At 68.2% G+C, this 21,106-nt stretch carries 21 protein-coding genes; 10 read left to right on the top strand and 11 right to left on the bottom strand.

Features of this window, described 5'->3' with window-relative positions:
• Positions 1-64 precede the first annotated feature (64 nt).
• Both L3V85_RS15825 and L3V85_RS15820 read left to right on the top strand, forming a co-directional pair.
• Complete coding sequence (locus tag L3V85_RS15825; RefSeq protein WP_237680010.1) at positions 65-733, top strand: response regulator; 669 nt, start codon at positions 65-67, stop codon at positions 731-733.
• Positions 730-2,109 (top strand): sensor histidine kinase, encoded by a 1,380-nt coding sequence (locus L3V85_RS15820; protein WP_237680009.1) that lies wholly within the window; start codon positions 730-732, stop codon positions 2,107-2,109. Before L3V85_RS15825 ends, L3V85_RS15820 begins: the two co-directional genes overlap by 4 nt.
• A gap of 6 nt (positions 2,110-2,115) precedes the next feature.
• On the opposite strand, the gene L3V85_RS15815 is transcribed toward L3V85_RS15820, so the two are convergent.
• The 7 genes from L3V85_RS15815 to urtA all read right to left on the bottom strand — a co-directional run bounded on the left by L3V85_RS15815 (position 2,116) and on the right by urtA (position 8,747).
• Positions 2,116-2,460, bottom strand: a complete 345-nt coding sequence (locus L3V85_RS15815) for a zinc ribbon domain-containing protein (protein WP_237680008.1) — start codon at positions 2,458-2,460, stop codon at positions 2,116-2,118.
• A 16-nt stretch (positions 2,461-2,476) separates the two neighbouring features.
• The gene (gene fmdA / locus L3V85_RS15810; RefSeq protein ID WP_237680007.1) at positions 2,477-3,709 is read right to left on the bottom strand and encodes a formamidase; all 1,233 of its coding nucleotides are present in this window, start codon (positions 3,707-3,709) and stop codon (positions 2,477-2,479) included.
• Positions 3,710-3,733: 24 nt separating this feature from the next.
• Positions 3,734-4,435: an urea ABC transporter ATP-binding subunit UrtE gene (urtE, locus tag L3V85_RS15805; protein WP_237680006.1), complete on the bottom strand. Its 702-nt coding sequence runs from the start codon at positions 4,433-4,435 to the stop codon at positions 3,734-3,736.
• 1 nt (position 4,436) lies between these two features.
• Entirely contained in the window at positions 4,437-5,180 is a 744-nt protein-coding gene (gene urtD, locus L3V85_RS15800; RefSeq protein WP_237680005.1) for an urea ABC transporter ATP-binding protein UrtD, read from the bottom strand.
• 21 nt (positions 5,181-5,201) lie between these two features.
• The gene (gene urtC / locus L3V85_RS15795; protein WP_237680004.1) at positions 5,202-6,392 is read right to left on the bottom strand and encodes an urea ABC transporter permease subunit UrtC; all 1,191 of its coding nucleotides are present in this window, start codon (positions 6,390-6,392) and stop codon (positions 5,202-5,204) included.
• A 28-nt stretch (positions 6,393-6,420) separates the two neighbouring features.
• Positions 6,421-7,335, bottom strand: a complete 915-nt coding sequence (gene urtB / locus L3V85_RS15790; RefSeq protein WP_237680003.1) for an urea ABC transporter permease subunit UrtB — start codon at positions 7,333-7,335, stop codon at positions 6,421-6,423.
• 155 nt (positions 7,336-7,490) lie between these two features.
• Positions 7,491-8,747, bottom strand: coding sequence for an urea ABC transporter substrate-binding protein (gene urtA / locus L3V85_RS15785; protein WP_237680002.1), 1,257 nt, complete (start codon positions 8,745-8,747; stop codon positions 7,491-7,493).
• Between the two features lie 229 nt (positions 8,748-8,976).
• Here urtA and L3V85_RS15780 point away from each other — a divergent pair, with 229 nt between their 5' ends.
• The 3 genes from L3V85_RS15780 to L3V85_RS15770 all read left to right on the top strand — a co-directional run bounded on the left by L3V85_RS15780 (position 8,977) and on the right by L3V85_RS15770 (position 14,138).
• A complete protein-coding gene (locus L3V85_RS15780; RefSeq protein WP_237680001.1) occupies positions 8,977-12,369 on the top strand; it encodes a hybrid sensor histidine kinase/response regulator in 3,393 nt (1,130 codons plus the stop codon).
• Positions 12,347-13,249: a response regulator transcription factor gene (locus L3V85_RS15775; protein ID WP_237680000.1), complete on the top strand. Its 903-nt coding sequence runs from the start codon at positions 12,347-12,349 to the stop codon at positions 13,247-13,249. Before L3V85_RS15780 ends, L3V85_RS15775 begins: the two co-directional genes overlap by 23 nt.
• A gap of 118 nt (positions 13,250-13,367) precedes the next feature.
• On the top strand, positions 13,368-14,138 hold the full coding sequence (locus L3V85_RS15770; RefSeq protein ID WP_237679999.1) for a TIGR04325 family methyltransferase: 771 nt from the start codon (positions 13,368-13,370) through the stop codon (positions 14,136-14,138).
• Positions 14,139-14,145: 7 nt separating this feature from the next.
• On the opposite strand, the gene L3V85_RS15765 is transcribed toward L3V85_RS15770, so the two are convergent.
• Together L3V85_RS15765 and L3V85_RS15760 are read right to left on the bottom strand one after the other, a co-directional pair.
• Positions 14,146-14,625: a Spy/CpxP family protein refolding chaperone gene (locus L3V85_RS15765; RefSeq protein ID WP_237679998.1), complete on the bottom strand. Its 480-nt coding sequence runs from the start codon at positions 14,623-14,625 to the stop codon at positions 14,146-14,148.
• 112 nt (positions 14,626-14,737) lie between these two features.
• Positions 14,738-15,256 carry a hypothetical protein gene (locus L3V85_RS15760; protein WP_237679997.1) on the bottom strand — a complete coding sequence of 173 codons (519 nt, stop codon included), beginning with the start codon at positions 15,254-15,256 and terminating at the stop codon, positions 14,738-14,740.
• Between the two features lie 173 nt (positions 15,257-15,429).
• Here L3V85_RS15760 and L3V85_RS15755 point away from each other — a divergent pair, with 173 nt between their 5' ends.
• The 3 genes from L3V85_RS15755 to L3V85_RS15745 all read left to right on the top strand — a co-directional run bounded on the left by L3V85_RS15755 (position 15,430) and on the right by L3V85_RS15745 (position 17,481).
• Positions 15,430-16,326, top strand: coding sequence for an SPFH domain-containing protein (locus L3V85_RS15755; protein ID WP_237679996.1), 897 nt, complete (start codon positions 15,430-15,432; stop codon positions 16,324-16,326).
• 28 nt (positions 16,327-16,354) lie between these two features.
• Positions 16,355-16,564, top strand: a complete 210-nt coding sequence (locus L3V85_RS15750) for a hypothetical protein (protein ID WP_237679995.1) — start codon at positions 16,355-16,357, stop codon at positions 16,562-16,564.
• Positions 16,565-16,659: 95 nt separating this feature from the next.
• The gene (locus L3V85_RS15745; protein WP_237679994.1) at positions 16,660-17,481 is read left to right on the top strand and encodes a substrate-binding domain-containing protein; all 822 of its coding nucleotides are present in this window, start codon (positions 16,660-16,662) and stop codon (positions 17,479-17,481) included.
• Positions 17,482-17,496: 15 nt separating this feature from the next.
• Here L3V85_RS15745 and L3V85_RS15740 read toward each other — a convergent pair whose 3' ends face one another.
• Positions 17,497-18,393 (bottom strand): alpha/beta fold hydrolase, encoded by an 897-nt coding sequence (locus L3V85_RS15740; protein WP_237679993.1) that lies wholly within the window; start codon positions 18,391-18,393, stop codon positions 17,497-17,499.
• 17 nt (positions 18,394-18,410) lie between these two features.
• On the bottom strand, positions 18,411-18,758 hold the full coding sequence (locus L3V85_RS15735; RefSeq protein ID WP_237679992.1) for a hypothetical protein: 348 nt from the start codon (positions 18,756-18,758) through the stop codon (positions 18,411-18,413).
• A gap of 148 nt (positions 18,759-18,906) precedes the next feature.
• Between L3V85_RS15735 and L3V85_RS15730 the strand changes: the two genes are divergently transcribed.
• Both L3V85_RS15730 and L3V85_RS15725 read left to right on the top strand, forming a co-directional pair.
• Positions 18,907-19,596, top strand: a complete 690-nt coding sequence (locus tag L3V85_RS15730; RefSeq protein ID WP_237679991.1) for a response regulator — start codon at positions 18,907-18,909, stop codon at positions 19,594-19,596.
• A 5-nt stretch (positions 19,597-19,601) separates the two neighbouring features.
• Positions 19,602-21,101, top strand: a complete 1,500-nt coding sequence (locus L3V85_RS15725; RefSeq protein WP_237680570.1) for a sensor histidine kinase — start codon at positions 19,602-19,604, stop codon at positions 21,099-21,101.
• The last annotated feature ends 5 nt before the right edge of the window (positions 21,102-21,106 follow it).

The following is a 21,106-nucleotide window of genomic DNA, read 5'->3' as shown; positions in this document are numbered from 1 at the left end:
AAGTGCACGCGAGCCTAGGTTTGCAAGCTTGCAACAACCTATCAATCACTGAACCGCCGAAGCGATGCGCCTGCTGCTGGTCGAAGACGACGCCGTCATTGCGCACGAACTCGTGCTGCGCTGGGAACGCCACCAATGGGCCGTCGAGGCGGCAAGCACGCTGCAGGCCGCCGATGCGGCGCTCGCCCAGCGCGGCGTCGACCTGGTGGTGCTCGACCTCGGCCTGCCCGACGGCGACGGCATGCAATGGCTGGCCAGGCTGCGTCGCACCGACCGCAAGACGCCGGTGCTGGTGCTCACGGCGCGCGACCGCGTGGCCGACCGTGTGGAAGGCCTGCGCACCGGCGCAGACGACTACCTCGTCAAGCCCTTCGCGGTGGAGGAGCTGGACGCCCGCGTCGAGGTGCTCACCCGCCGCGCCCAGCGTTCGCGCGAAGACTTCGTTCAATACGGCAAGCTGACCTGGTACGGCAATGAAGGCCGCGTCGACATCGCGGGCCAGTCGCTCGTGCTGTTCCCGCGCGAATTCGAGGTGCTGGGCCTGCTGGTGCGGCGCGCGCCGCGTCTGGTGCCCAAGCGCGCGCTGATCGACGCGCTCGCAGAGCGCAACCTGGAAGTCAGCGACAGCGCGGCCGAGGTGTACGTGTCGCGGCTGCGGCGCAAGCTGGCCGGCTCGGGGCTGGCGATTCGCACATTGCGCGGCTTCGGCTACGTGCTGGAGGAGGAAACATGAGCACGGTGCGCCGCGCATGGTGGCTGCAGCGCGACCTGCTCGTCTGGCTGATGCTGCCGCTGCTCGCGGTGGTGGCGGCCACCGGCGCGGTCGGCACCTTCACCGCGCAGCGCCTGACGGACAAGGCCTTCGACCGCTGGCTGCTCGACACCGCTCGCTCGGTGGCCGCGCAGGTGCGCTTCCCAGACGGGCACGCCCATCTCGACCTGCCCGCCGCGACCGAGGCCGTGCTGGGCTACGACGAGATCGACCAGGTCTATTTCAGCGTGAGCGAGGCCGGCCAGCTCCTGGCCGGGCAGCACGGCATTCCGCACACCGGCACCCGGCATGCCAGCTACCGCGCCGGCGAGGCCTTCGACGCCTTCTATGCGGGCCATGCGGTGCGCGTGGCGGCGGCAAGAATTCCGGGCGCGAGCGAAGACAGCAAGGTGCTGGTGCTGGTGGCCGAGACCACCCGCAAACGGCAACGCGCACAGAACGAGGTGCTGATGATGCTGGTGCCCGTGGGCGCGCTGCTGCTGGCCGCCGCGGCCGCCATCGGCTTCGCGGTGCGCCGCACGCTCAACCCGCTGGAGGCCATCGCGGCGCGCTGGAACGAGCGCTCGCATGCCTCGCTGCAGCCCATTGCCGCCGACGACATGCCGCGCGAGCTGATGCCCTTTGCCACCGCGCTGAACGACCTGCTCGCGCGCATCCGCGCCATGCTCACCCGCGAGCAGCAGTTCGCGGCCACGGTGGCGCACCAGCTGCGCACGCCGCTCGCCGGCCTGCAACTGGGCGTGACCCGCGCCGCCGAGGCCGGCGACCTGGAGAGCAGCCGGCAGGTGCTGGGCGAGCTGGGCAACACGGTGCAGCGCACCGCGCGCATGGTGCAGCAGTTGCTCGCGCTCGGCAGGCTCGACCCCGAGGTGCGCGGCAACCTGAGCTTCGTGCCCACCGACCTTGCGGCGCTGGCGCACGACGTGGGCAGCACCTTCCTGGAGTTCGCGGCCTCGCGCTCGATCACGCTGGAACTCGATGCACCCGCCGAGCCTGTGATGGTGCGACTGCAGCCCGAGCTGTTCAGCGAAGCACTGGGCAACCTGCTGGACAACGCGCTGCGCTACACGCAGGAAGGCGGCGCTGTGCTGATCGGGTTCGACACGTCGCCGCCCTCGATCCGCGTGTCCGACAACGGGCCCGGCGTGCCGAAGGAGCTGTACGAGGCGGTGTTCGAGCGCTTCGTGCGCGGACAGCATGTGGCCGGAGAAGGCAGCGGGCTCGGGCTGGCGATCGTGCGCGACATCGCGGCGCTGCATGGCGCCACGGTCACGCTGTCGCAGGGTGCGCTGGGCGGGGCCTGCGTGACCATCCGCTTCGCGCAGGCGGAGGTCTGAACGCGGTCAGTGGCTGATCATCCAGGGCCGGCGTGAAGGCGCGGACTTGGCGCCGTTGGGCGCAGTCACCGTCGCGCCGCGCTTGCTGCCGGAGCCGCAGCAGCCGCAGCCCGCCGGGTGCTTGAAGCGCGCGTAGTCCCGCGAGCTGCCCGGCTCGTGCCGCGCGCGCTCGTTGGTTTCCATGGCGCGGCGCGTGCCCGAGGCCATCAGCGCGAGCCGGGGCGCGGCCGACAGCACGCGCGGCGAGGCGCTGCCACAGTCGGGGCACACGGCCGGCTCGTCGCGCAGGCCCGAAGGCCGCAGCGCCTCGAAGCCGCCGCAGTGCCCGCAGGCGTAGTCGTAGGTCGGCATGGCGGGCTTTCTTTCTTCAGCGCAGGTCGGGGGACAGCGGCATGTCGATGCTGCCGTCGATGAACTTCACGGGGCCCGAGGCGTTCGGGTTGATGTCGAAGTCGAAGATGCCCGTGGGCAGCCACAGCGTGGCGCACGAGTTCGGCACGTCGACCACGCCGCTGATGTGGCCCTGCACGGGGGCAGTGCCCAGGATCGAATAGGCCTGCGCGCCCGAATAACCGAACTTCTTCAGGTATTCGATGGCGTTCAGGCAGGCCTGGCGGTAGGCCACGTTCACGTCGAGGTAGTGCTGCTTGCCGCTCTCGTCGACCGAGATGCCCTCAAAGATCAGGTAGTCGTTGTATTGCGGCGTGATGGGGCTGGGCTTGAAGATCGGATTCTTGATGCCGTACTTGGCCATGCCGCCCTTGATGAGCGTGACCTTCATGTGCACCCAGCCGGCCATCTCGATGGCGCCGCAGAAGGTGATCTCTCCGTCGCCCTGGCTGAAGTGCAGGTCGCCCACGCTCAGACCCGCGCCGTCCACATACACCGGGAAGAACACTTTCGATCCGCGCGACAGGTCCTTGATGTCGCAGTTGCCGCCGTGCTCGCGCGGCGGCACGGTGCGCGCGCCTTCGGCCGCGGCCTTCGCCCTTGCCTCGCCGGTCATCTTGCCCATGTGGGCGGTGCCCGCGAACGGCGGGTTGGCCAGGCCGGGCACGCGGTCCGGGTCGGTGGCGATGAGCGCCTTCTCGCGCTCGTTCCACATGTCGAGCATGGGCTTGTCGGGCAGGCAGCCGATGAGGCCGGGGTGGATCAGGCCCGCGAAGTTGACGCCCGGAATATGGCGCGAGCTGGTGAACATGCCCTTGAAGTCCCAGATCGATTTCTGCGCCTCGGGAAAGTGGTCGGTGAGAAAGCCGCCGCCGTTCTTCTTCGAGAAGAAACCGTTGAAGCCCCACAGGCTGTCCTGCTTGGCGCCGATGTCGAGCAGGTCGACCACCAGCAGGTCGCCGGGCTCCGCGCCTTTCACGCCCACGGGGCCCGAAAGGTAGTGCACGGTGCTCAGGTCGATGTCGCGCACGTCGTCGGCGCTGTCGTTGTTCTTGATGAAGCCGCCGGTCCAGTCGAAGGTCTCGAGGATGAAGTCGTCACCGGGGTTGACCCAGCAGGCCATCGGGATGTCCGGGTGCCAGCGGTTGTGGATGTTCTCGTTCTCGGTGGGCGGCTTGGTCAGGTCGACCTTGATCAGCGTGTCCGTCATTTGCGATGGCTCCTGGGGTTGTGGTTAAACAGAGAGGTAGGCTTTGATGTGATCCACGTCGGTCTTGTCGCGCGAGGTCTCGTGCACGAGGCGTCCGCCTTCGATGACGAAGAGCCGGTCGGCCACGTCCATCGCGAAGCTGAGCACTTGCTCGGACACGACGATGGTGATGCCGCGCAGCTTGCGGATCTCGTTGAGCGCCTTGGCGATGTCCTTGATGATCGAAGGCTGGATGCCTTCGGTGGGCTCGTCGAGCAGCAGCACCTTGGGGTCGGTGACAAGGGCGCGCGCGATGGCGAGCTGCTGTTGCTGGCCACCGGAGAGGTTGCCGCCCTTGCGGCTCTTCATGTCCCACAGCACGGGGAAGAGCGCGTAGATTTCCTCCGGGATGCGGCGGGTCCTGGAGTTCTCGAGGCCGGTCTGGATGTTCTCCTCCACCGTCAGCGTCGGGAAGATCATCCGGCCCTGCGGCACGTAGGCGATGCCCTTGGCCACGCGGCGGAAGCTCTCGTCGCGCGACACGTCCTGCCCCGCCACCTCGATGCGACCGCTCTTGAGCGGCAGCACGCCCATCAGGCTCTTGAACAGCGTGGTCTTGCCCATGCCGTTGCGGCCCATGATGGCCACGGTCTCGTTGGCATGGCCATCGAACGAGATACCGTGCAGGGCCTCGCTCTGCCCATAGGCGACGTGAAGGTCCTCGACCTTGAGGTTGATGTTGCTCATGTCAGTGCCCCAGGTAGACGTCGATGACCTTCGGGTCGGCCTGCACCTTCTCCATCGGCCCTTCGGCAAGGATCTTTCCCTGGTGCATCACCGTGACCTTGTGCGCGATCTGTTTCACGAAGGCCATGTCGTGCTCGATGACGATCACCGCGCGGTTCTGGCAGATGCGCTTGAGCAGGTCGGCCGTGAGCTCGCGCTCGCGCGCGCTCATGCCGGCAATGGGTTCGTCGAGCATCAGCAACTCGGGCTCCTGCATCAGCAGCATGCCGATCTCCAGCCACTGCTTCTGGCCGTGGCTCAGCAGGCCTGCTTCGGTTTCGAGCTTGTCGGCCAGGCCGATCTCGTCGGCCACCGCCTGTACCCTGGCCTTGACCTCTTCGTCGCACTTGAAGGCCAGCGCCCCGAACACCGAACGTCCCTTGGGAAACGACACCTCCAGGTTCTGGAATACGCTCAGGTTCTCGTAGATGGATGGCGTCTGGAACTTGCGGCCTATGCCCAGTCGCACGCGCTTGTGCTCGGCCATCTTCGTGAGTTCGGTGTTCTTGAACTTGATGCTGCCGGCGCTCGCGCGTGTCTTGCCGCAGATCAGGTCGAGCAGCGTGGTCTTGCCCGCGCCGTTGGGGCCGATGATCACGCGCAGTTCGTTGCGGTCGATGTAGAGGGTGAGGTCGTCGATGGCCTTGAAGCCGTCGAAGGACACGGTGAGGTCTTCCACCGCCAGCGCGAAGTCTGTGTTGCTCATGAATGTGTGGCTCCGGTTCGGTCAGGCGCGCTGGCTGCCTACGCCTTCGGGCAGCGTGGGTTCGGGTGGCTGTGCGGCTGGTTGTGCTGCTGTTGGTGTTGCCGGCGGCTTGACGGCCGCTTCGCGCAGCGCCTGCCGCCGCGACTTCCACCACGGGCGGATCTTTTCTTCCCATACGCCGGCCAGCCCCATCGGGAAGGCCATGGTCACGCCGATGAACAGGCCCGCCATCAGGAACAGCCACAGGTCCGGGAAGCTTTCGGAGAACAGCGTCTTGCCCGCGTTCACCAGCAGCGCGCCGTACACCGCGCCCACCAGGCTCATGCGGCCGCCGACGGCGCAGAAGATCACCATTTCGATGGAGGGCACGATGCCCACGAAGCTCGGCGACATGAAGCCCACCTGCAGCGCGAACATCGCGCCGCCGATGCCCGAGAGCCCGGCCGCCAGGCAGAAGATGAAGACCTTGAAGTTCGACACGTCGTAGCCGGAGAAGCGCACGCGGTCTTCCTTGTCGCGCATGGCCAGCAGCAGCGTGCCCAGCTTGCTGGTCTGGATCCAGCGGCACAGCAGGATGCTCAGCACCAGCAGGCCGACGCAGACGTAATACAGCACGTACTTGGCGCCGTCGGTGCGCGTGTCCCAGCCCAGCAGTGTCTTCAGGTCGGTCATGCCGTTGACGCCGCCGGTGTAGCCCTGCTGGCCGATGATGAGCACGGTGCAGATGAGCGCCACCGCCTGCGTGATGATCGCGAAGTAAACGCCGCCCACGCGTCGCTTGAACATCGCGAAGCTCACGAGCCAGGCCAGCGCCATCGGTGCCAGCACCACCAGCGCCAGGCTCAGCGGCAGGCTCTTGAAGGGCAGCCACAGCGCGGGCAGCTCGGTGATCTGGTTCCAGTCCATGAAGTCCGGAATGCCCGGCGTCGACTGGATCTTGGTCGTGACGGGGTCGGAGGCTTCGAGCTTGAGGAACATCGCCATCGCATACCCGCCGATGCCGAAGAACACGCCCTGCCCCAGGCTGAGCACGCCGCCGTAGCCCCACACCATGACGAGCCCCACGGCCACGAAGGCGTAGGTGAGGTACTTGCCCACGAGGTTGAGGCGGAAGATGTCGAGCGACAGCGGCAGCACCACCGCGAGCAGCAGCACCAGGAGCAGCAGGCTGCCGAGCTGGTAGCGCTGGATCGAGGCCTTGATGAAATTCATCGGAACGTTCTCCAGGAAGGAATCGGATTCAGCGGCGGACCTTGACGGCGAACAGGCCTTGCGGTCGCAGCATCAGGATGAAGACGATCAGCGACAGCGTCAGCACCTTGGCCATCGAGCCGGTCATGAAGAACTCGGACACCGACTGCGTCTGCGCGATGCCGAAGGCCGAGACCACGGTGCCGAAGAGACTGGCCGCGCCGCCGAAGGTGACGACCAGGAAGGCGTCGACGATGTAGAGCGACCCCGAGGTCGGTCCGGTCGAGCCGATGGTGGTGAAGGCCGCGCCCGCCACGCCCGCGATGCCGCAGCCGATGGCGAAGGTCAGGCGGTCGGTCTTCCTGGTGTCGATGCCGGTGGCGTTGGCCATCGTTCGGTTGGCCACGGTGGCGCGCACCCTGAGGCCCCAGCGGCTCTTGTGCAGCGCGACCAGCACGCCGCCGGTGACGAGTGCCGTGAGCACCAGCACGAACAGGCCGTTGATGGGAATGTCCAGCCCCTCGTGCGGCGTCCACGAGCCCATGAGCCATTCGGGCAGCGTGGGGCTCACTTCCTTCGGGCCGATGAAGGTGCGGAAGATCTGCTGCAACCCCAGGCTCACGCCCCAGGTGGCGAGCAGCGTGTCGAGCGGGCGCTTGTAGAGGTGGCGTATCAGCGCCCACTCCACGATCCAGCCCACGATGAAGGCGAAGACGAAAGCCAGCGCGATGGCGATCGGAAAGTAGTACGGCATGAACTCGGGCGCCAGGCTTTCGGTGACGCGCGCGGCCAGGTAGATCGAATAGGCGCCGATGGTCATGAATTCGCCATGCGCCATGTTGATCACGCCCATCTGGCCGAAGATGATCGCCAGGCCCAGCCCCATCAGCAGCAGCACCGCGAAGAGGCTCAGCCCCGCGAAGCCCTGCATGAGGCCGATGTTCATCATGTCCGACAGAGTCATGGCAACGATTCCGGTGTTTGGGTGTTTGCTCCTTCCCCCTCTGGGGGAAGGTTGGGATGGGGGCTTTGCGGCGGTCGCAAGCGCAAGGCCTCATCAACTGCCGCCGAGCCCCCACCCCCGCCCTCCCCCAGAGGGGGAGGGAGAAAGGCAAAGGCTTACTGGTAGCCCTTGGGGAACGGATCGGGCTTGATGAGTTCAGCCGATTCGGCCACCACCTTGAACGTCCCATCCAGCTGCCCCTGCCCGATGCGCGCCTTGCTCCACAGATGGTGGTTCGCATCCAGCTTCACGTATCCCTCGGGCGCGGTCTTCAGCTCGATGCCCGGGGAACCGGCCACCACCTTGTCCACGTCGAAGCTGCCGGCCTTCTCCACCGCGGCCTTCCACAGCCATGGGCCTAGGTACCCGGCCTGCGTGACGTCGCCGATGACGGCGTCCTTGCCGTACTTGGCCTTGAAGGCCGCGACGAACTTCTTGTTGTTCTCGTTGTCCAGCGACTGGAAGTATTTCATCGACGAATAGAAGCCCGCGAAGTTCTCGCCGCCCACGCCGGTCATTTCGTCTTCGGTCACGGCCAGCGTCAGCAGGAACTGCTTGTCGCCGGTGATGCCCGCGGCCTTGAGCTGCTTGTAGAAGGCCACGTTCGAGCCGCCCACCACGGCCGCGAAGATGCAGTCGGGCTTGGCCACCTTGATCTTGTTGATCAGCGAGTTGAAGTTGGTGTGGCCCAGCGGGTAGTACTCCTCGCCTTTGACCGAGCCCTTCTGGAAGTTCTCGATGTGCTTGCGCGCGATCTTCATCGAGGTACGCGGCCAGATGTAGTCGGAGCCCACCAGGAAGAAGGTCTTGGCCTTCTTCTCCTTCGCGCCCCAGTCCAGGCCCCAGAGGATCTGCTGCGTGGCCTCCTGCCCGGTGTAGATCACGTTCTTGCTCTGCTCCAGGCCTTCGTAGAAGGTCGGGTAGTACAAGAGGCCGTTCTCTTTCTCGAACACCGGCAGCACGGCCTTGCGCGAGGCGCTGGTCCAGCAGCCGAACACCGCCGCGCAGTGGTCGTTGACGAGGAGCTTCTTCGACTTCTCGGCGAAGGTGGGCCAGTCGGAAGCGCCGTCCTCCTTGATGACCTTGATCTTGCGGCCCAGCACGCCGCCCATGGCGTTGATCTGGTCGATGGCCAGTTGCTCGGCCTGGATCGAGCCGGTTTCCGAGATGGCCATGGTGCCGGTGGACGAATGCAGCTGGCCCACCGTCACCTCGGTGTCGGTCACGGCGAGCTTGGTGGTGTTGACCTTGGCCGTGGGGAACTGGCCCTGGCCGAAGCTCAGGCCCATCACGGGCAGCGCTGCGGCGCCCTGCAGCAGACGACGGCGGCGCAATGCCAGGGCGTCGAGGGAAGGATCGGAATCACGCGACATCAGGAAACTCCAGGCAGGTTGTTGGAAAGTGGAGCCGCGCACCATCGAAGTGCATCGGACGGTGCCCCGAGCACCATGGCTGGAACTTTAGAAATCACCCGGGTTTGCGCGAATACGTCATTCAACGTAGCGGCACGAACCGGCGCTGCCCGCAGACTCGCGAGCCAGCACAGGGAGCGCTTCTTGCTGTACCCGCTCCATGCAACCGCCGACGCCGCGAGAACCCGCCATGCAATCCGTCTCCGGACAGAAGATCTTCCGCATCCGCCGCGACTACAACGCCTGGGTCGCGAACGAGACGCTGGAGGACTACGCGCTGCGCTACACGCCGCGCAGCTTCCGCAAGTGGTCGGAGTTCCGCGTGGCCAACGCGGCCTTCGGCGCGACCTCGTTCCTGGCGCTGGAGGCCATCGGCGGGGCCATCGCGCTGAGCTACGGCTTCTCGAACGCGCTGTGGGCGATCCTCGTGGTCGGGCTCATCACCTTCCTCACGGGCCTGCCGATCTCGTACTACGCGGCGCGCCACGGCGTGGACATGGACCTGCTCACGCGCGGCGCGGGCTTCGGCTACCTGGGCTCCACGCTCACCTCGCTGATCTACGCGAGCTTCACCTTCATCTTCTTCGCGCTGGAGGCGGCCATCCTCGCGCTGGCGCTGCAGATGTACCTGGACTGGCCGCTGTGGCTGCTGTACCTGGTGTCGTCGATCGTCATCATCCCGCTGGTGGCGCGGGGCATCACGCTCATCTCGGGGCTGCAGCTGTGGACGCAGCCGATATGGATCGTGCTGTTCGTCTGCCCCTTCATCGCGGTGCTGGTGAAGAAGCCCGAGCTGTATGCCGACTTCACCGGGCTGGTGGGCCGCACTTCCGACAGCAGCGGCTTCGACCCGCTGATGTTCGGCGCCGCCGCCACCGTGGCGTTTTCGCTGGTGGTGCAGATAGGCGAGCAGGTCGACTACCTGCGCTTCTTGCCCGAGAAGACGGCCGCCAACCGCGTACGCTGGTGGACGGCGGTGCTGGTCGCCGGGCCGGGCTGGATCGTGCCGGGCATGCTGAAGATGATGGGCGGCGCCTTCCTCGCCTTCCTGGCGCTTCAGCACGAGATACCGGCCGTGCATGCGATCGAGCCCACGCAGATGTACCTCACGGGCTTCTCGTACGTGCTGCGCGACCCGGCCTGGGTGCTGGGCGTGACGGTGCTGTTCGTGGTGGTCTCGCAGATGAAGATCAACCTGACCAACGCCTATGCAGGCTCGCTCGCGTGGTCGAACTTCTTCGCGCGGCTCACGCACAGCCACCCGGGGCGCGTGGTGTGGCTGGTGTTCAACGTGGTCATCGCGATACTGCTGATGGCGCTGGGCGTGTTCGCGGCGCTGGAGCATGTGCTGGGCTTCTACAGCAACATCGCCATTGCCTGGGTCGGCGCGCTGGTGGCAGACCTCGTCATCAACAAGCCGCTGGGCTGGAGCCCGAAGACCATCGAGTTCAAGCGCGCGCACCTGTACGACATCAACCCGGTCGGGCTGATGGCAATGCTGGTGGCGGCGGCGCTGGCCATGCTGGCCTACTCCGGCGCGCTGGGGCATTGGGCCAAGGCCTTTTCGCCCTTCATCGCGCTGGTCACGGCCATGGCCGTGTCGCCTCTGCTGGCCTGGCGCACGCGCGGGCGCTACTACCTGGCGCGCAACGACATCGAGCGCTGGGCGCCGGGCCAGAGCGTGAAATGCTCGGTGTGCGACAACAGCTTCGAGTCGGAAGACATGGCGCATTGCCCGGCCTACAGCGCGCCGATCTGCTCGCTGTGCTGCACGCTGGAATCGCGCTGCCACGATCGCTGCAAGACCGACTCGCGCGCGGCCGAGCAGATGAGCGGATGGCTGCAGGCATTGTTGCCGCCGGCCTTGTCGGCGCGGCTCAACTTCCGCGTGGCGCACTACCTGATGGTGGCGGCCTCGCTGATCGCGCTGCTGGCCACCGTGGTGGGCGTGGTCTATGCGCAGGAGGCCATCGCCGGCACCAGCGACTCGACCATGGCCACGGCCTTCCTGAAGGTTTTCGCGCTGCTGTCGGTGGTGGCCGCCGTGGCGGCGTGGTGGGTGGTGCTGGGCAGCGAAAGCCGGCAGATGGCACAGGAAGAATCGAACCGCCACAACAACCTGCTGGCGCTGGAGATCGAGGCGCACCGCCGCACCGACGCCGCGCTGCAGACCGCCAAGGAAGCCGCCGAGGCCGCCAACCAGGCCAAGACGCGTTATGTGGCCGGCATGACGCACGAGCTGCGCACGCCGCTCAACAGCATCCTGGGCTATTCGCAGATCCTGCTCAAGGGCGATGCGGTGACGCCGCCGCGCGAGGCGGTGCAGACCATCCACCGCAGCGGCGAGCACATGCTGGGCCTGATCGACGGCCTGCTCGACCTCGCGCGCATCGAGGCCGGCCGGCTTCAGCTGGAGCCCGCGCCGCTCGCGCTGCCGGCCTTTCTGGACCAGCTGGTGCACATGGTGCGGCCACAGGCCGAGAACAAGGGCCTGGCCTTCGTCTACACGCATGCGGGGCGGCTGCCGCCGTGGGTGCATGCCGACGCCAAGTGGCTGCGCCAGATCCTCATCAACCTGCTGACGAACGCGGTGCGCTTCACCGACAGCGGCACCGTCACGCTGCATGTGGATGCACGGCGCGAGGTGCTGCGCTTCGACGTGGTCGACACCGGCATCGGCGTGGCGCCGCAAGACCACCAGCGCATCTTCCTGCCCTTCGAGCGCGGCGCCGCGGGCCGTCGCCGGGGCGAGCCGGGCACGGGGCTGGGCCTCACGATCACGGGGCTGCTCACATCGCTGATGGGTGGCGAGCTCAAGCTGGCCTCGACCTCGTCGCAAGGCAGCACCTTCAGCGTGCGCGTGTATCTGCGCGAAGTGGCCGATCCCGGCCCGCAGGCCCGCGCGGGCGCGCCGCGCCAGCCGGTGTCGGGCTACCTGGGCGCGCGCCGCACGCTGCTGGTGGTCGACGACCAGCCGGTGCAGCGCCAGATGCTGGCCGGCATGCTCGCTCCGCTGGGCTTCGAGGTGCGCGAGGCCGCGAGCGGCACCGAGTGCCTGGACAGCCTGCGCGAGGAATTGCCCTCGGCCATCCTGCTCGACCTGACGATGGACGACATGGACGGCTGGCAGACCGCCACGTCGGTGCGCGCCTCGGGCTTCGGGGACATACCGATCATCATCGTCTCGGCCAACATGTTCGAGAACCAGGCCGAGCGGCTGCGCGCGGCGGGCTGCCAGGCCTTCGTGGGCAAGCCGGTGATCGAGTCGGAGCTGATCGCGACGCTGGAGCGCCATCTCGGGCTGGAGTGGCTGTCGCCCGGCGACACGCCGCCGCGCGGCGACGACGAAGCCGCGCCGCTGCGCCCGCGCCGGCTCGAGCTGTCGGAAGACGACCGCGCCGAACTCATGCGGCTGGTGCAGATGGGCCATGTGCGCGGCCTGCACACCGCGCTCGACCGGCTGGCCGCCGCATCGCCTTCGGCGGCGGCCACCTGCACCTGGCTGCGCGGCATGGTCGCGCGCTTCGAACTCGACAACCTCCGCAACGCACTGGCAGAAGATGCAGACACCCTCGCCCCTTGAATCGCCCTTGGCCGAACGCCCCGTGGTGCTGGTGGTCGACGACGCGCCCAGCAGCCTGGGCATGCTGTGCGACACGCTGGAGGCCAGCGGCTACACCGTGCTGGTGGCCGCCGACGGCGAAGCCGCGCTGCAGCGGCTGGAGCTGGTGGTGCCCGACGCGATATTGCTCGACGGCCTGATGCCCGGACTCTCGGGCTTCGAGACCTGCCGCCGCATCAAGGCCAACCCGGCGCTCGCGCACATCCCGGTGCTGTTCATGACCGGGCTGTCGGAGACCTCGCACGTGGTCGAGGGCTTCGAGTGCGGCGGCGTCGACTATGTGGTGAAGCCGATCCGCGCGCAGGAGGTGCTGGCGCGGCTGCACACCCACGCGCGCAACGCCCGCATCACGCGCATGGCGCGCGACGCGGTCGACGTGGCCGGCATGGGCGTGGTGTTCGTCGACACGCGCGGGCGCATCGCATGGCGATCTCCGCAGGCCGCGCTGTGGCTGCATGCGCTGGAAGTGCCTGCGGCGCCGGGGCTGCTGCCCGCATCGCTGGAAGCCGCGCTGGCGCCGGGTGCGGCCGTTGCCATCGGCACCGCCACAGGCATGCGGCTGTCGGTGCGCAACCTGGGCGCCGCGGCGCTCGGCGAAACCATGCTGCTGTTCGCGATGCAGCGCGAGGGCCCCGCCACGCGGCTCGCAGAAGCCGCGCTCACGCCGCGCGAGACCGAAGTGCTGTCATGGCTCGCCAAGGGCAAGACCAACCGCGACATCGGCGAGATCCTGGGCACCAGCCCGCGCACGGTGAACAAGCACCTGGAGCACATCTTCGAGAAGCTGGGGGTGGAGACGCGGGCGGCGGCCGCGGCACTCGCGAGCGGGCAACTGGCGTGACGGGCACGACCGCATGCAGTGGGTAACCCGCAGGAGGTAACCGCCCCAGCGGCACAGGGCTATAGCGCCCGCAGGCGTCGGTCGCGATCAGAATCAGATCGCCACCGGAGCAAACAAAATGCTGTCAAGCCTGCTGCAGTTCCCGCCCCGCGAAAGCGCCTACAAGCGCAAGTTCCTGAACAACCAGGACGAGAACCTCTTCATGGGTTCCTTCGAGAGCTTCGCCGCGGCCGAGGCCGGCGCGCCGCCCACCAAGGCGGTGGGCTACGACAACGCGGAGGCGGCCAAGCTCTACAGCCCGCAGATCTATTTCTACGACTACCCGGCGTTGTTCTGGCTCGGGCGTTCGATCGATGCGGGTCTTACCCGCGTGTTCGACCTGGGCGGGCACATCGGCATCAAGTACTACGCGTTCCGGCGCGTGCTGAGCTACCCCGACAACCTGCACTGGACGGTGTGCGACGTGCCCGGCGTGGTCGAGAGCGGGCGCGAAATGGCAGTGCAGCGCGGGGCCACGGCGCAGCTCGACTTCACCACCGACCCGCGCGATGCCAGCGGCTGCGACCTGCTGTATGCCTCGGGCAGCCTGCAGTACCTGCCGCAACGCATCGACGCGATCCTGGCTTCGCTCGCGGCGAAGCCCAAGCGCATCATCCTGAACACGACGGCGGTGCACCCCGAGCGCACCATCTACACGCTCAACAGCATCGGCGTGGCGGTGTGCCCCTACCGCATCGAGCACTACGACGAGCTGATGGCCGAGCTCACGCGCTCGGGCTACAAGAAGCGCGACGCCTGGCGCAACGAGGGCAAGCCGATCGAGGTGCCCTTTGTCGATGGCGGCGACAAGCCCTATTACGCGGGCTGCTGCTTCGACCTCGGCGCCTGAAGACGCCTCAGGGAATGACGGCGGGCAGGTTCTGGTCCGCGATGTGCCGCTGCTCGGGCGAGAGCGCGTCGTAGAGCTTGGTCAGCGCATCGCTCACCGACTGCGCGCGACGGGCGCGGTCTGCCGCCAGCACGGCATGCTGCTGCGCGACCTGCAGCGCGGTCTGGTCGTCCGCCGGGGCTGCGCTGGCCATGCCGGCGCGGCTGGCCATGTCCCACACGGTGTCTGAAAAGCGGTCCCATTGCGGCGACTGCTCGGGCGTGATCATCAACTGCAGCCGCAGGTCGTAGAGCTTGTCGCGGACCTTGGCGGCCGCGGTGGCCGGCGTGGACAGGCCGTCGCCCGTGCGCTGGCTCGACGAGTTGTCGGTGCGCGCACCGCGCCGGCCGCCGCCGCCCATGCCGCCACCACCGAACTGCGCGAAGCCGTGGCCGCTCACCGCGACCAGCAACGCGGCGAGCGCGAACCTCTGCAGGGGTCGTTTCATCGTCATCCTGAAATCCTTTGATGCAGGCCCGAGAAGGGCCAGCCTGCATTTCAGGAGCCGAGGCTGTCCAGTGCATTGCGCGCCGGTAAACCCGGCGTAAAGGGCGCTGGCTTTACCTTCCCGAGACGGCGCGGCGCAGCTCGGCCAGCGGCATGGCCTGCGCCGGGTCGAGGTTCGGCCCGCGGATGAAGCCGTGCACTGTGTCGCCTCGCAGTTCGAGGAGGGCGCCGCACGCGCCGACGCTCAATCGCCCCGCTTTCGCCCATGCCTGGAAGATCCATTCGGACCCCGGAGGCAGCGGCTCGTCGCGGCCCTGGGGCAGCACATTGAGCAGGTGGAACTGCACGCCCGTTCCGACCAGCCGGCCTCCGGGCTCGCTGTCGACCTTGCCATCGATGAACTCGAGCACCTCGAACATGAACGAGCCGGGCGGCGGCTTGTAGCCGGGCACGCCGGCGTCGAAAGGAACGACCTGCGCACGAACCACCCGGCTGTGGACTTCGCCGCGCACGCTGGCGGCCCCGTCGAGAAACGCGCGATGACCCGCGCAGGAAGTGGCCTGCGCCGGGCCGCAAATCAGCAGCGCCACCGGCAGCACGGCGATGGCAAGAAGCAGCCGGGGTAGTTCCATGTGCAGCATCGTCCTCGGGCATCGCCGTCCGGCGGGGGCATCGATGCTAGCGCCGGCACCGGCGCCCGGGACAGGCTCCGCAAGCCGCTCTTCATGAAATCTTCAGCGTCGGAAAAATCTTGAACAGCCTCGAAAAAGATATTAAAGTGATATCACTTTTACCGGAGGAACCCATGAACGAGAAGCCCCCCGCAACACCCCGCTCCATCCGCAAGGAGCGCTCCTATCGTTCCATCAACGGCTACGGCATCGTCGCGGTGGTGCTGCTGCTGATTGCGTTCGGCGCGGCCGCCATCGTCCAGCGCCTGATGCCGCTGCCGATGAGCGTGCTGCTGATCGTGGTGGCGCTGGTGCTGGTGCCGGGGCTGTACATGCTGCAGCCCAACGAAGGCATCATCCTCACGCTCTTCGGCGAGTACCAGGGCACCGACCGCACCGAAGGCCTGCGCTGGACCAACCCGCTGCAAAGCGGCCAGAAGATCTCGCTGCGCGCGCGCAACCTCAACACGCCGCCGCTGAAGGTGAACGACAAGCGCGGCAACCCGGTGGAGATCGGCGCCGCGGTGGTGTGGAGGGTGCACGACACGGCGCAGGCCGTGTTCGAAATAGACGACTACAACAAGTTCGTCGCCATCCAGGCCGAGGCCGCCATCCGCCACCTCGCAACCCTCTACGCCTACGACAGCGGCGACGACCTGCCGACCGAGGAGACCACGCTGCGCGCCGGCCTCGACACCGTGGCCGACGCGCTCAAGGCCGAGCTGAACCAGCGCTTCGCGAGCGCCGGTGTCGAGGTGCTCGACGCCAAGCTCACGCACCTAGCCTATGCACCCGAGATCGCGCAGGTGATGCTGCGCCGCCAGCAGGCGGTGGCCATCGTGAGCGCGCGGCACCAGATCGTGGCCGGCGCGGTCGGCATGGTCGAGGCGGCGCTGCGCGGCCTGTCGGAGCGCAACCTCGTGGTGCTCGACGACGAACGCAAGGCCTCGATGGTGTCGAACCTGCTGGTGGTGTTGTGCTCCGACCGCGAGACTCAACCTGTCGTCAACACGGGTACGCTGTACACCTGACCCCGCCAAGCCCCGCACTTTCCCCTCGATGGCCAGTCCCGGAAAAAAATCCTACCCCCTGCGCATCGATCCGGCCCTGTGGGCCGAGATCGAACGCCTGGCGGCGCAAGAGCTGCGAAGCGCGAACGCGCAGGTCGAGTTCCTGCTGCGCGAAGGGCTGGCAAAGCGCGGACGGCTGCCGGCCACCGACGCCAAGACTGACGCGAAGACCGACGACAAGCCCGCGCCGCCTCGGTGATAACCCCGAATCCGCCGTGAGCGGAATGACAGCCCCGGCTTCTACGATGACAGCGGCAGGCGACACCCGTTCGCCGCCTTTCTTATGGAGACATCGTGACGAAGCCCCTCTTCCCTTCCTTCACCCGACGCGCCGCGCTTCCGCTGCTCGCGGCCCTCGCGCTCGCCGGCTGCGGCGGCATCGGCGGCACGCAACCGCCCGCGACCGGCGCGGACATCCACGTCATGACCTCCGGCGGCTTCACCGCCGCCTACAACGACCTGCGCCCGGCCTTCGAGCGCAGCAGCGGCCGCAGCGTCAAGACGGCCTATGGCGCGTCGATGGGCAACGCGGACGACTCCATTCCCAGCCGCCTTGCGCGCAACGAGCCGGCCGACGTGGTGATCCTCGCGCGCCCGGCGCTCGATGCGCTGGTCGCGCAGGGCAAGGTGGTGCCGGGCAGCCAGGTCGACCTGGTGCGCTCGGCCATCGGCTTCGCCGTGCGCAAGGGCGCGCCCAGGCCTGACATCAGCACGGTCGATGCGTTGAAGCGCACCCTGATCGCCGCGCCGTCGATCGCCTATTCGGCCAGTGCGAGCGGCACTTACTACGAGACCGAATTGCTCAAGAAGCTGGGCATCGAAGCCGAGGTGAAGCCCAAGAGCAAGCGCATCCTGAGCGAACGCGTCGGCTCGGTGGTGGCGCGCGGCGACGCGGCGCTGGGGCTGCAGCAGGTGAGCGAGCTGCTGCCCATCGAAGGCATCGACTACATCGGCCCGCTGCCCGCCGAGGTGCAGCGCGTGACGGTGTTCTCGGCCGGCATCGCCACCGCGTCGAAGCAACCCGAGGCGGCTCGGCAGCTGATTCGCTACCTCAACTCGCCGGCCGCCGCGCCGGCCATTACCAAGACCGGCCTGGAGCCGCTGACGGCGCGCTGAGCGCCAGGGGCGGGGCTACAGCGTCCAGCCGTCGCGCCGGAAGAATTCGACCAGCGTGTCGCCGACCTTCTCCGCCTGGTCGAAGGCGACGGTGTGGCCCGCATAGGGCAGCAGCTCGACGCGCACATGCGGCGCCACGGCTTTCACGCGGGCGCAGGCGCGCAGCGGGTCGTACAGCGCCTCGTCCTCGCCGAGCATCAGCAGCGTGCTCTTGGGCAGCACGCGCAAGTCGGCGTCGGTCATGCGGCCCGGCGGCCGGGGCGAGCCGCGCTGGCAGCGCCAGCGCACGAGCAGGTCGTCCATGGCCCACGGCGGCGGCTCGGGCGCCGTCGGCGAGGACACCAGCGCATGGAAAGCACGCACCCGCCGTTCGCTGGGAAACGCCGCCGCAAGCCCCGCGCGCAGCATGGTGCCGATGCGCAGCGACTCGAGGTTGGGCGGCGCCAGCAGCGCGAGCCTGGTCACACGTCGCATGGTGTGCCGCGTGTAGGCCGCCGCGAGCCACGCGCCGAAGGAGGCGCCGCACAGCCCCACCTTCGGCCGGCCGATGCCGACCAGCACGTCTTCGAGCCAGTTGCAGTACGCGTCTTCCGACGAAGGCCGGCGCCCTTCGGTGCGGCCGGCGTCGCCGATGATGTCGACCGCATACACCTGCAGCGAACCCGCGAGCCGCGCGATGTTGTGCACCCAGGTGGTGGCGTTGCCGCCTCCGCCGTGCAGCAGCACCACCGGCGGCGCATAGGCCGGCCCCGAGGCCAGCACATGCGCGCGGCCGTAGCGCGTCTCGACGTAGCGGCTTTCATAGGGCAGCGGCCAGCGCGCGAGCACGCGGGCATACGAATCCAGCAATGAAGACCTGGCTTCCGGCGAACGGAAGTGGGCGCCGGACAGGCTTGCTTCGTAGGGGCTCATCTGCATGTCCCCGTGGCTCAGCGACGCGACGGGTCGTGGGGCCGGCGGTCCCAGCGGTCGGGCACGCCGTCGCCGTCGGAATCGCGCCGGTTGCGCCGCGGCTCGTCGTAGCGCTCGTGGCTGTAGCGGCGGCCGGCGCGCGGGTCCATGCCCCAGCCGGTGGCCCAGCCCGCGCCCGCGCCGGGGCCCCATCCGGTGCCCGGACCGTCGCGGTGCAGGTCGATGCGCTCCAGCTGCTCCACCCGGTACACCGGCCGCAGCGGCCTGAAGTCTTCGGGAAAGGGATCGGGGCGATGGGCGCGCGCCTCCAGCGCCGCCAGGGGCAGCAGGAGCATCGCGGCGGCGATGGCGTACCTGGAATGCATGGTGTCTTTTCTTTTTTCAGGCGGTTGGAACAAGCCCGAATCCTGATCCGCCTGGATGAAGGTCTGCTGAAAATCCGGCGTCTCGCGGGCCGCCGGCGCCACTGCTTTCTTTGGGAATTCTTCAGCTTCAGGGGGTAGATTGCCGCCCATGAAGATCCTCCTGGCCGAAGACGACTTCGATCTGGCCACCGGCATTCGCGTCGCACTGCAGACCCAGGGCATGGACGTGGTGTGGGTGCGCCGCATCGAGGAAGCAATGCGCATCCTTGACGAGCAAGGCTGCGACCTGTTGCTGCTCGATCTCGGCCTGCCCGACGGCGACGGCCTGGCCGTGCTCGAACGGCTGCGCCGCGAAGGCGCGCGCCTGCCGGTGCTGATCCTGAGCGCGCGCGACGGCCTGAACGACCGGCTGCTGGGCCTGGACAACGGCGCCGACGACTACCTGGTCAAGCCCTTCGTGCTGGCGGAGCTGATCTCGCGCGTGCGCGCCCTCACCCGCCGCAGCTACGGCGGCGACGGCGCCACCTTCGAGGTGCGCGGCCTGTGGCTGCACGAGCCGACGCAGCGCGTGCGCGTGAACGGCGAGCCGGTGGCGCTGTCGCGCAGCGAATTCAAGCTGCTAACCCTGCTGGTCAAGCGCGCCGACCGCGTGGTCGCGCGCCGCATGCTCGAGCAACTGGCGCTGGTCTCCATGCCCGGCCAGAGCCCCGGAAGCAACGTGCTGGACGTGCACATCTCCAACCTGCGCCGCAAGATCGGCGACGGCTACATCCGCACCGTGCGCGGCATCGGCTACGTGATCTACCTGACAGCGTCGCACCCGGTGGAGCCGGCGTGACGCCCATGTCGCTCGATGCGCTGGGGGCGCTCGCGCGGGCACCGCGCCGGCTGCTGCGCAACCTCTGGGGGCGGCTGAGGCGGCCCTCGCTGGTGCGCCGGCTGATGTTCGCGCAGATCGGCATGATGACGCTGCTGTGGAGCGTGGCCGTCGCGCTGCTGCTGGGCTCCGCGATGATCGACGACCTGTCGACGCTCGACGCCTCGCAGCGCAGCATGCTCACGGTGGCGCGCAACCTCACCGACCAGCCAGCCAAGCAGTACGAAAGCCTGCGCGCCATGGACCTGGCGCTGCGCAATGCCTTCGGCAGCGGCAACGACGCCACGCTGTCGCCGAGCGTCATCGTGTGGCAGAACGGCCGCGAAATCTATCGCTCCGACGGCGTGCCTTCGGGCATCTCGAACACCCGCCCCGACATCGGCGAGACGGTGGAGGCCGACGGCAAGAGCTGGCGCGCACGCACCATCGAGTCGCCCACGGGCAAGACCCGCGTCACGCTGATCACGCCCGGCGGCATGCAGATCTGGCTCACCTTCCAGACGCGCGGCTACTACGTCCTGCCGCTGATCATCAGCGTGCCCTTCCTGCTGCTGCCGGCGTGGCTGTCGATCCGGCTGGCGCTGCGGCCCTGGCGCAAGGTGGCGCGCGAGATCGCCTCGCGCGGCCCGCACGACCTGGCCCCGGTGACCGCCCTGCCGCGGCACGAAGAGCTGCTGCCGCTGGTGCACAACTTCAACGCGCTCATGGACCGGCTGCGTGCCAGCATCGCGCGCGAGCAGAGCTTCATTGCCGACGCGGCGCACGAGCTGCGCACGCCCATCGCGGCGATGCGGGTGAACGTGGAGGCGCTGCAGTCGCTGCTGACGCAGCACATTCCCACCGAGCGCCAGCACGAGCTGTTCGCGCGGGTGCTCAACAGCAATGCGCGCGCCGAACGGCTGGTGGGCCAGCTGCTGCGGCTCATGCGCAGCAACGCCCAGGCCTCGGCGCCCGGGCCGCTGCGGCTCGACGACCTGCTGCAGGAGCGGCTCGCGGCGCTGTCGGCGCTGGCGCATGTGCGCGAGGTGGAGATCGAACTGGTGACCGACGAGCCGGTGGAGATCGCGGGCGACCGCGACAGCCTGGTCTCGATGATCGACAACCTGATCGACAACGCCACCAAGTACAGCCCCGTCGGCTCGACGGTGAGCGTGGGCATCCGGCGCGTCGGCAACGAGGCGGTGCTGACGGTGGCAGACCAAGGGCCGGGCATCATGCCGGCGCTGCGCGAGCGCGTGTTCGATCGCTTCTTCCGCGACCCCGACCAGACGCAGACCGGCAGCGGCCTGGGGCTGGCGATCGTGCGCGCGGTGATCGATGCGCACGGCGGCACCATCGCGCTCGACGGCACCGGGCTGGGCCCGGGCCTGCAGGTGACGGTGCGGCTGCCGCTGGCCGGAGCAAGCTCGCCGGGCGCCTTCGGCCCGCTGGGGCCGCTGGGCGCGGTGACGCCGGCGGAGTCCTGAGGCGC

The organism is Variovorax paradoxus (assembly GCF_022009635.1).
Lineage (GTDB): Bacteria > Pseudomonadota > Gammaproteobacteria > Burkholderiales > Burkholderiaceae_C > Variovorax.
The sequence above is the reverse complement of the archived record's forward strand: the minus strand, read 5'-3'. Positions and strand labels throughout refer to the sequence as shown.

What these genes read in the sequence shown, in the direction of transcription:
- L3V85_RS15735 (WP_237679992.1), bottom strand. Translation starts at nt 18,758, where the DNA reads ATGCATTCCAGGTACGCCATCGCCGCCGCGATGCTCCTGCTGCCCCTG.
- L3V85_RS15825 (WP_237680010.1), top strand. Translation starts at nt 65, where the DNA reads ATGCGCCTGCTGCTGGTCGAAGACGACGCCGTCATTGCGCACGAACTC.
- L3V85_RS15730 (WP_237679991.1), top strand. Translation starts at nt 18,907, where the DNA reads ATGAAGATCCTCCTGGCCGAAGACGACTTCGATCTGGCCACCGGCATT.
- L3V85_RS15780 (WP_237680001.1), top strand. Translation starts at nt 8,977, where the DNA reads ATGCAATCCGTCTCCGGACAGAAGATCTTCCGCATCCGCCGCGACTAC.
- urtB (WP_237680003.1), bottom strand. Translation starts at nt 7,335, where the DNA reads ATGACTCTGTCGGACATGATGAACATCGGCCTCATGCAGGGCTTCGCG.
- urtD (WP_237680005.1), bottom strand. Translation starts at nt 5,180, where the DNA reads ATGAGCAACACAGACTTCGCGCTGGCGGTGGAAGACCTCACCGTGTCC.
- fmdA (WP_237680007.1), bottom strand. Translation starts at nt 3,709, where the DNA reads ATGACGGACACGCTGATCAAGGTCGACCTGACCAAGCCGCCCACCGAG.
- L3V85_RS15770 (WP_237679999.1), top strand. Translation starts at nt 13,368, where the DNA reads ATGCTGTCAAGCCTGCTGCAGTTCCCGCCCCGCGAAAGCGCCTACAAG.
- L3V85_RS15760 (WP_237679997.1), bottom strand. Translation starts at nt 15,256, where the DNA reads ATGGAACTACCCCGGCTGCTTCTTGCCATCGCCGTGCTGCCGGTGGCG.
- L3V85_RS15820 (WP_237680009.1), top strand. Translation starts at nt 730, where the DNA reads ATGAGCACGGTGCGCCGCGCATGGTGGCTGCAGCGCGACCTGCTCGTC.
- urtA (WP_237680002.1), bottom strand. Translation starts at nt 8,747, where the DNA reads ATGTCGCGTGATTCCGATCCTTCCCTCGACGCCCTGGCATTGCGCCGC.
- L3V85_RS15740 (WP_237679993.1), bottom strand. Translation starts at nt 18,393, where the DNA reads ATGAGCCCCTACGAAGCAAGCCTGTCCGGCGCCCACTTCCGTTCGCCG.
- L3V85_RS15815 (WP_237680008.1), bottom strand. Translation starts at nt 2,460, where the DNA reads ATGCCGACCTACGACTACGCCTGCGGGCACTGCGGCGGCTTCGAGGCG.
- L3V85_RS15725 (WP_237680570.1), top strand. Translation starts at nt 19,602, where the DNA reads ATGTCGCTCGATGCGCTGGGGGCGCTCGCGCGGGCACCGCGCCGGCTG.
- L3V85_RS15750 (WP_237679995.1), top strand. Translation starts at nt 16,355, where the DNA reads ATGGCCAGTCCCGGAAAAAAATCCTACCCCCTGCGCATCGATCCGGCC.
- L3V85_RS15775 (WP_237680000.1), top strand. Translation starts at nt 12,347, where the DNA reads ATGCAGACACCCTCGCCCCTTGAATCGCCCTTGGCCGAACGCCCCGTG.
- L3V85_RS15755 (WP_237679996.1), top strand. Translation starts at nt 15,430, where the DNA reads ATGAACGAGAAGCCCCCCGCAACACCCCGCTCCATCCGCAAGGAGCGC.
- urtE (WP_237680006.1), bottom strand. Translation starts at nt 4,435, where the DNA reads ATGAGCAACATCAACCTCAAGGTCGAGGACCTTCACGTCGCCTATGGG.
- L3V85_RS15765 (WP_237679998.1), bottom strand. Translation starts at nt 14,625, where the DNA reads ATGAAACGACCCCTGCAGAGGTTCGCGCTCGCCGCGTTGCTGGTCGCG.
- urtC (WP_237680004.1), bottom strand. Translation starts at nt 6,392, where the DNA reads ATGAATTTCATCAAGGCCTCGATCCAGCGCTACCAGCTCGGCAGCCTG.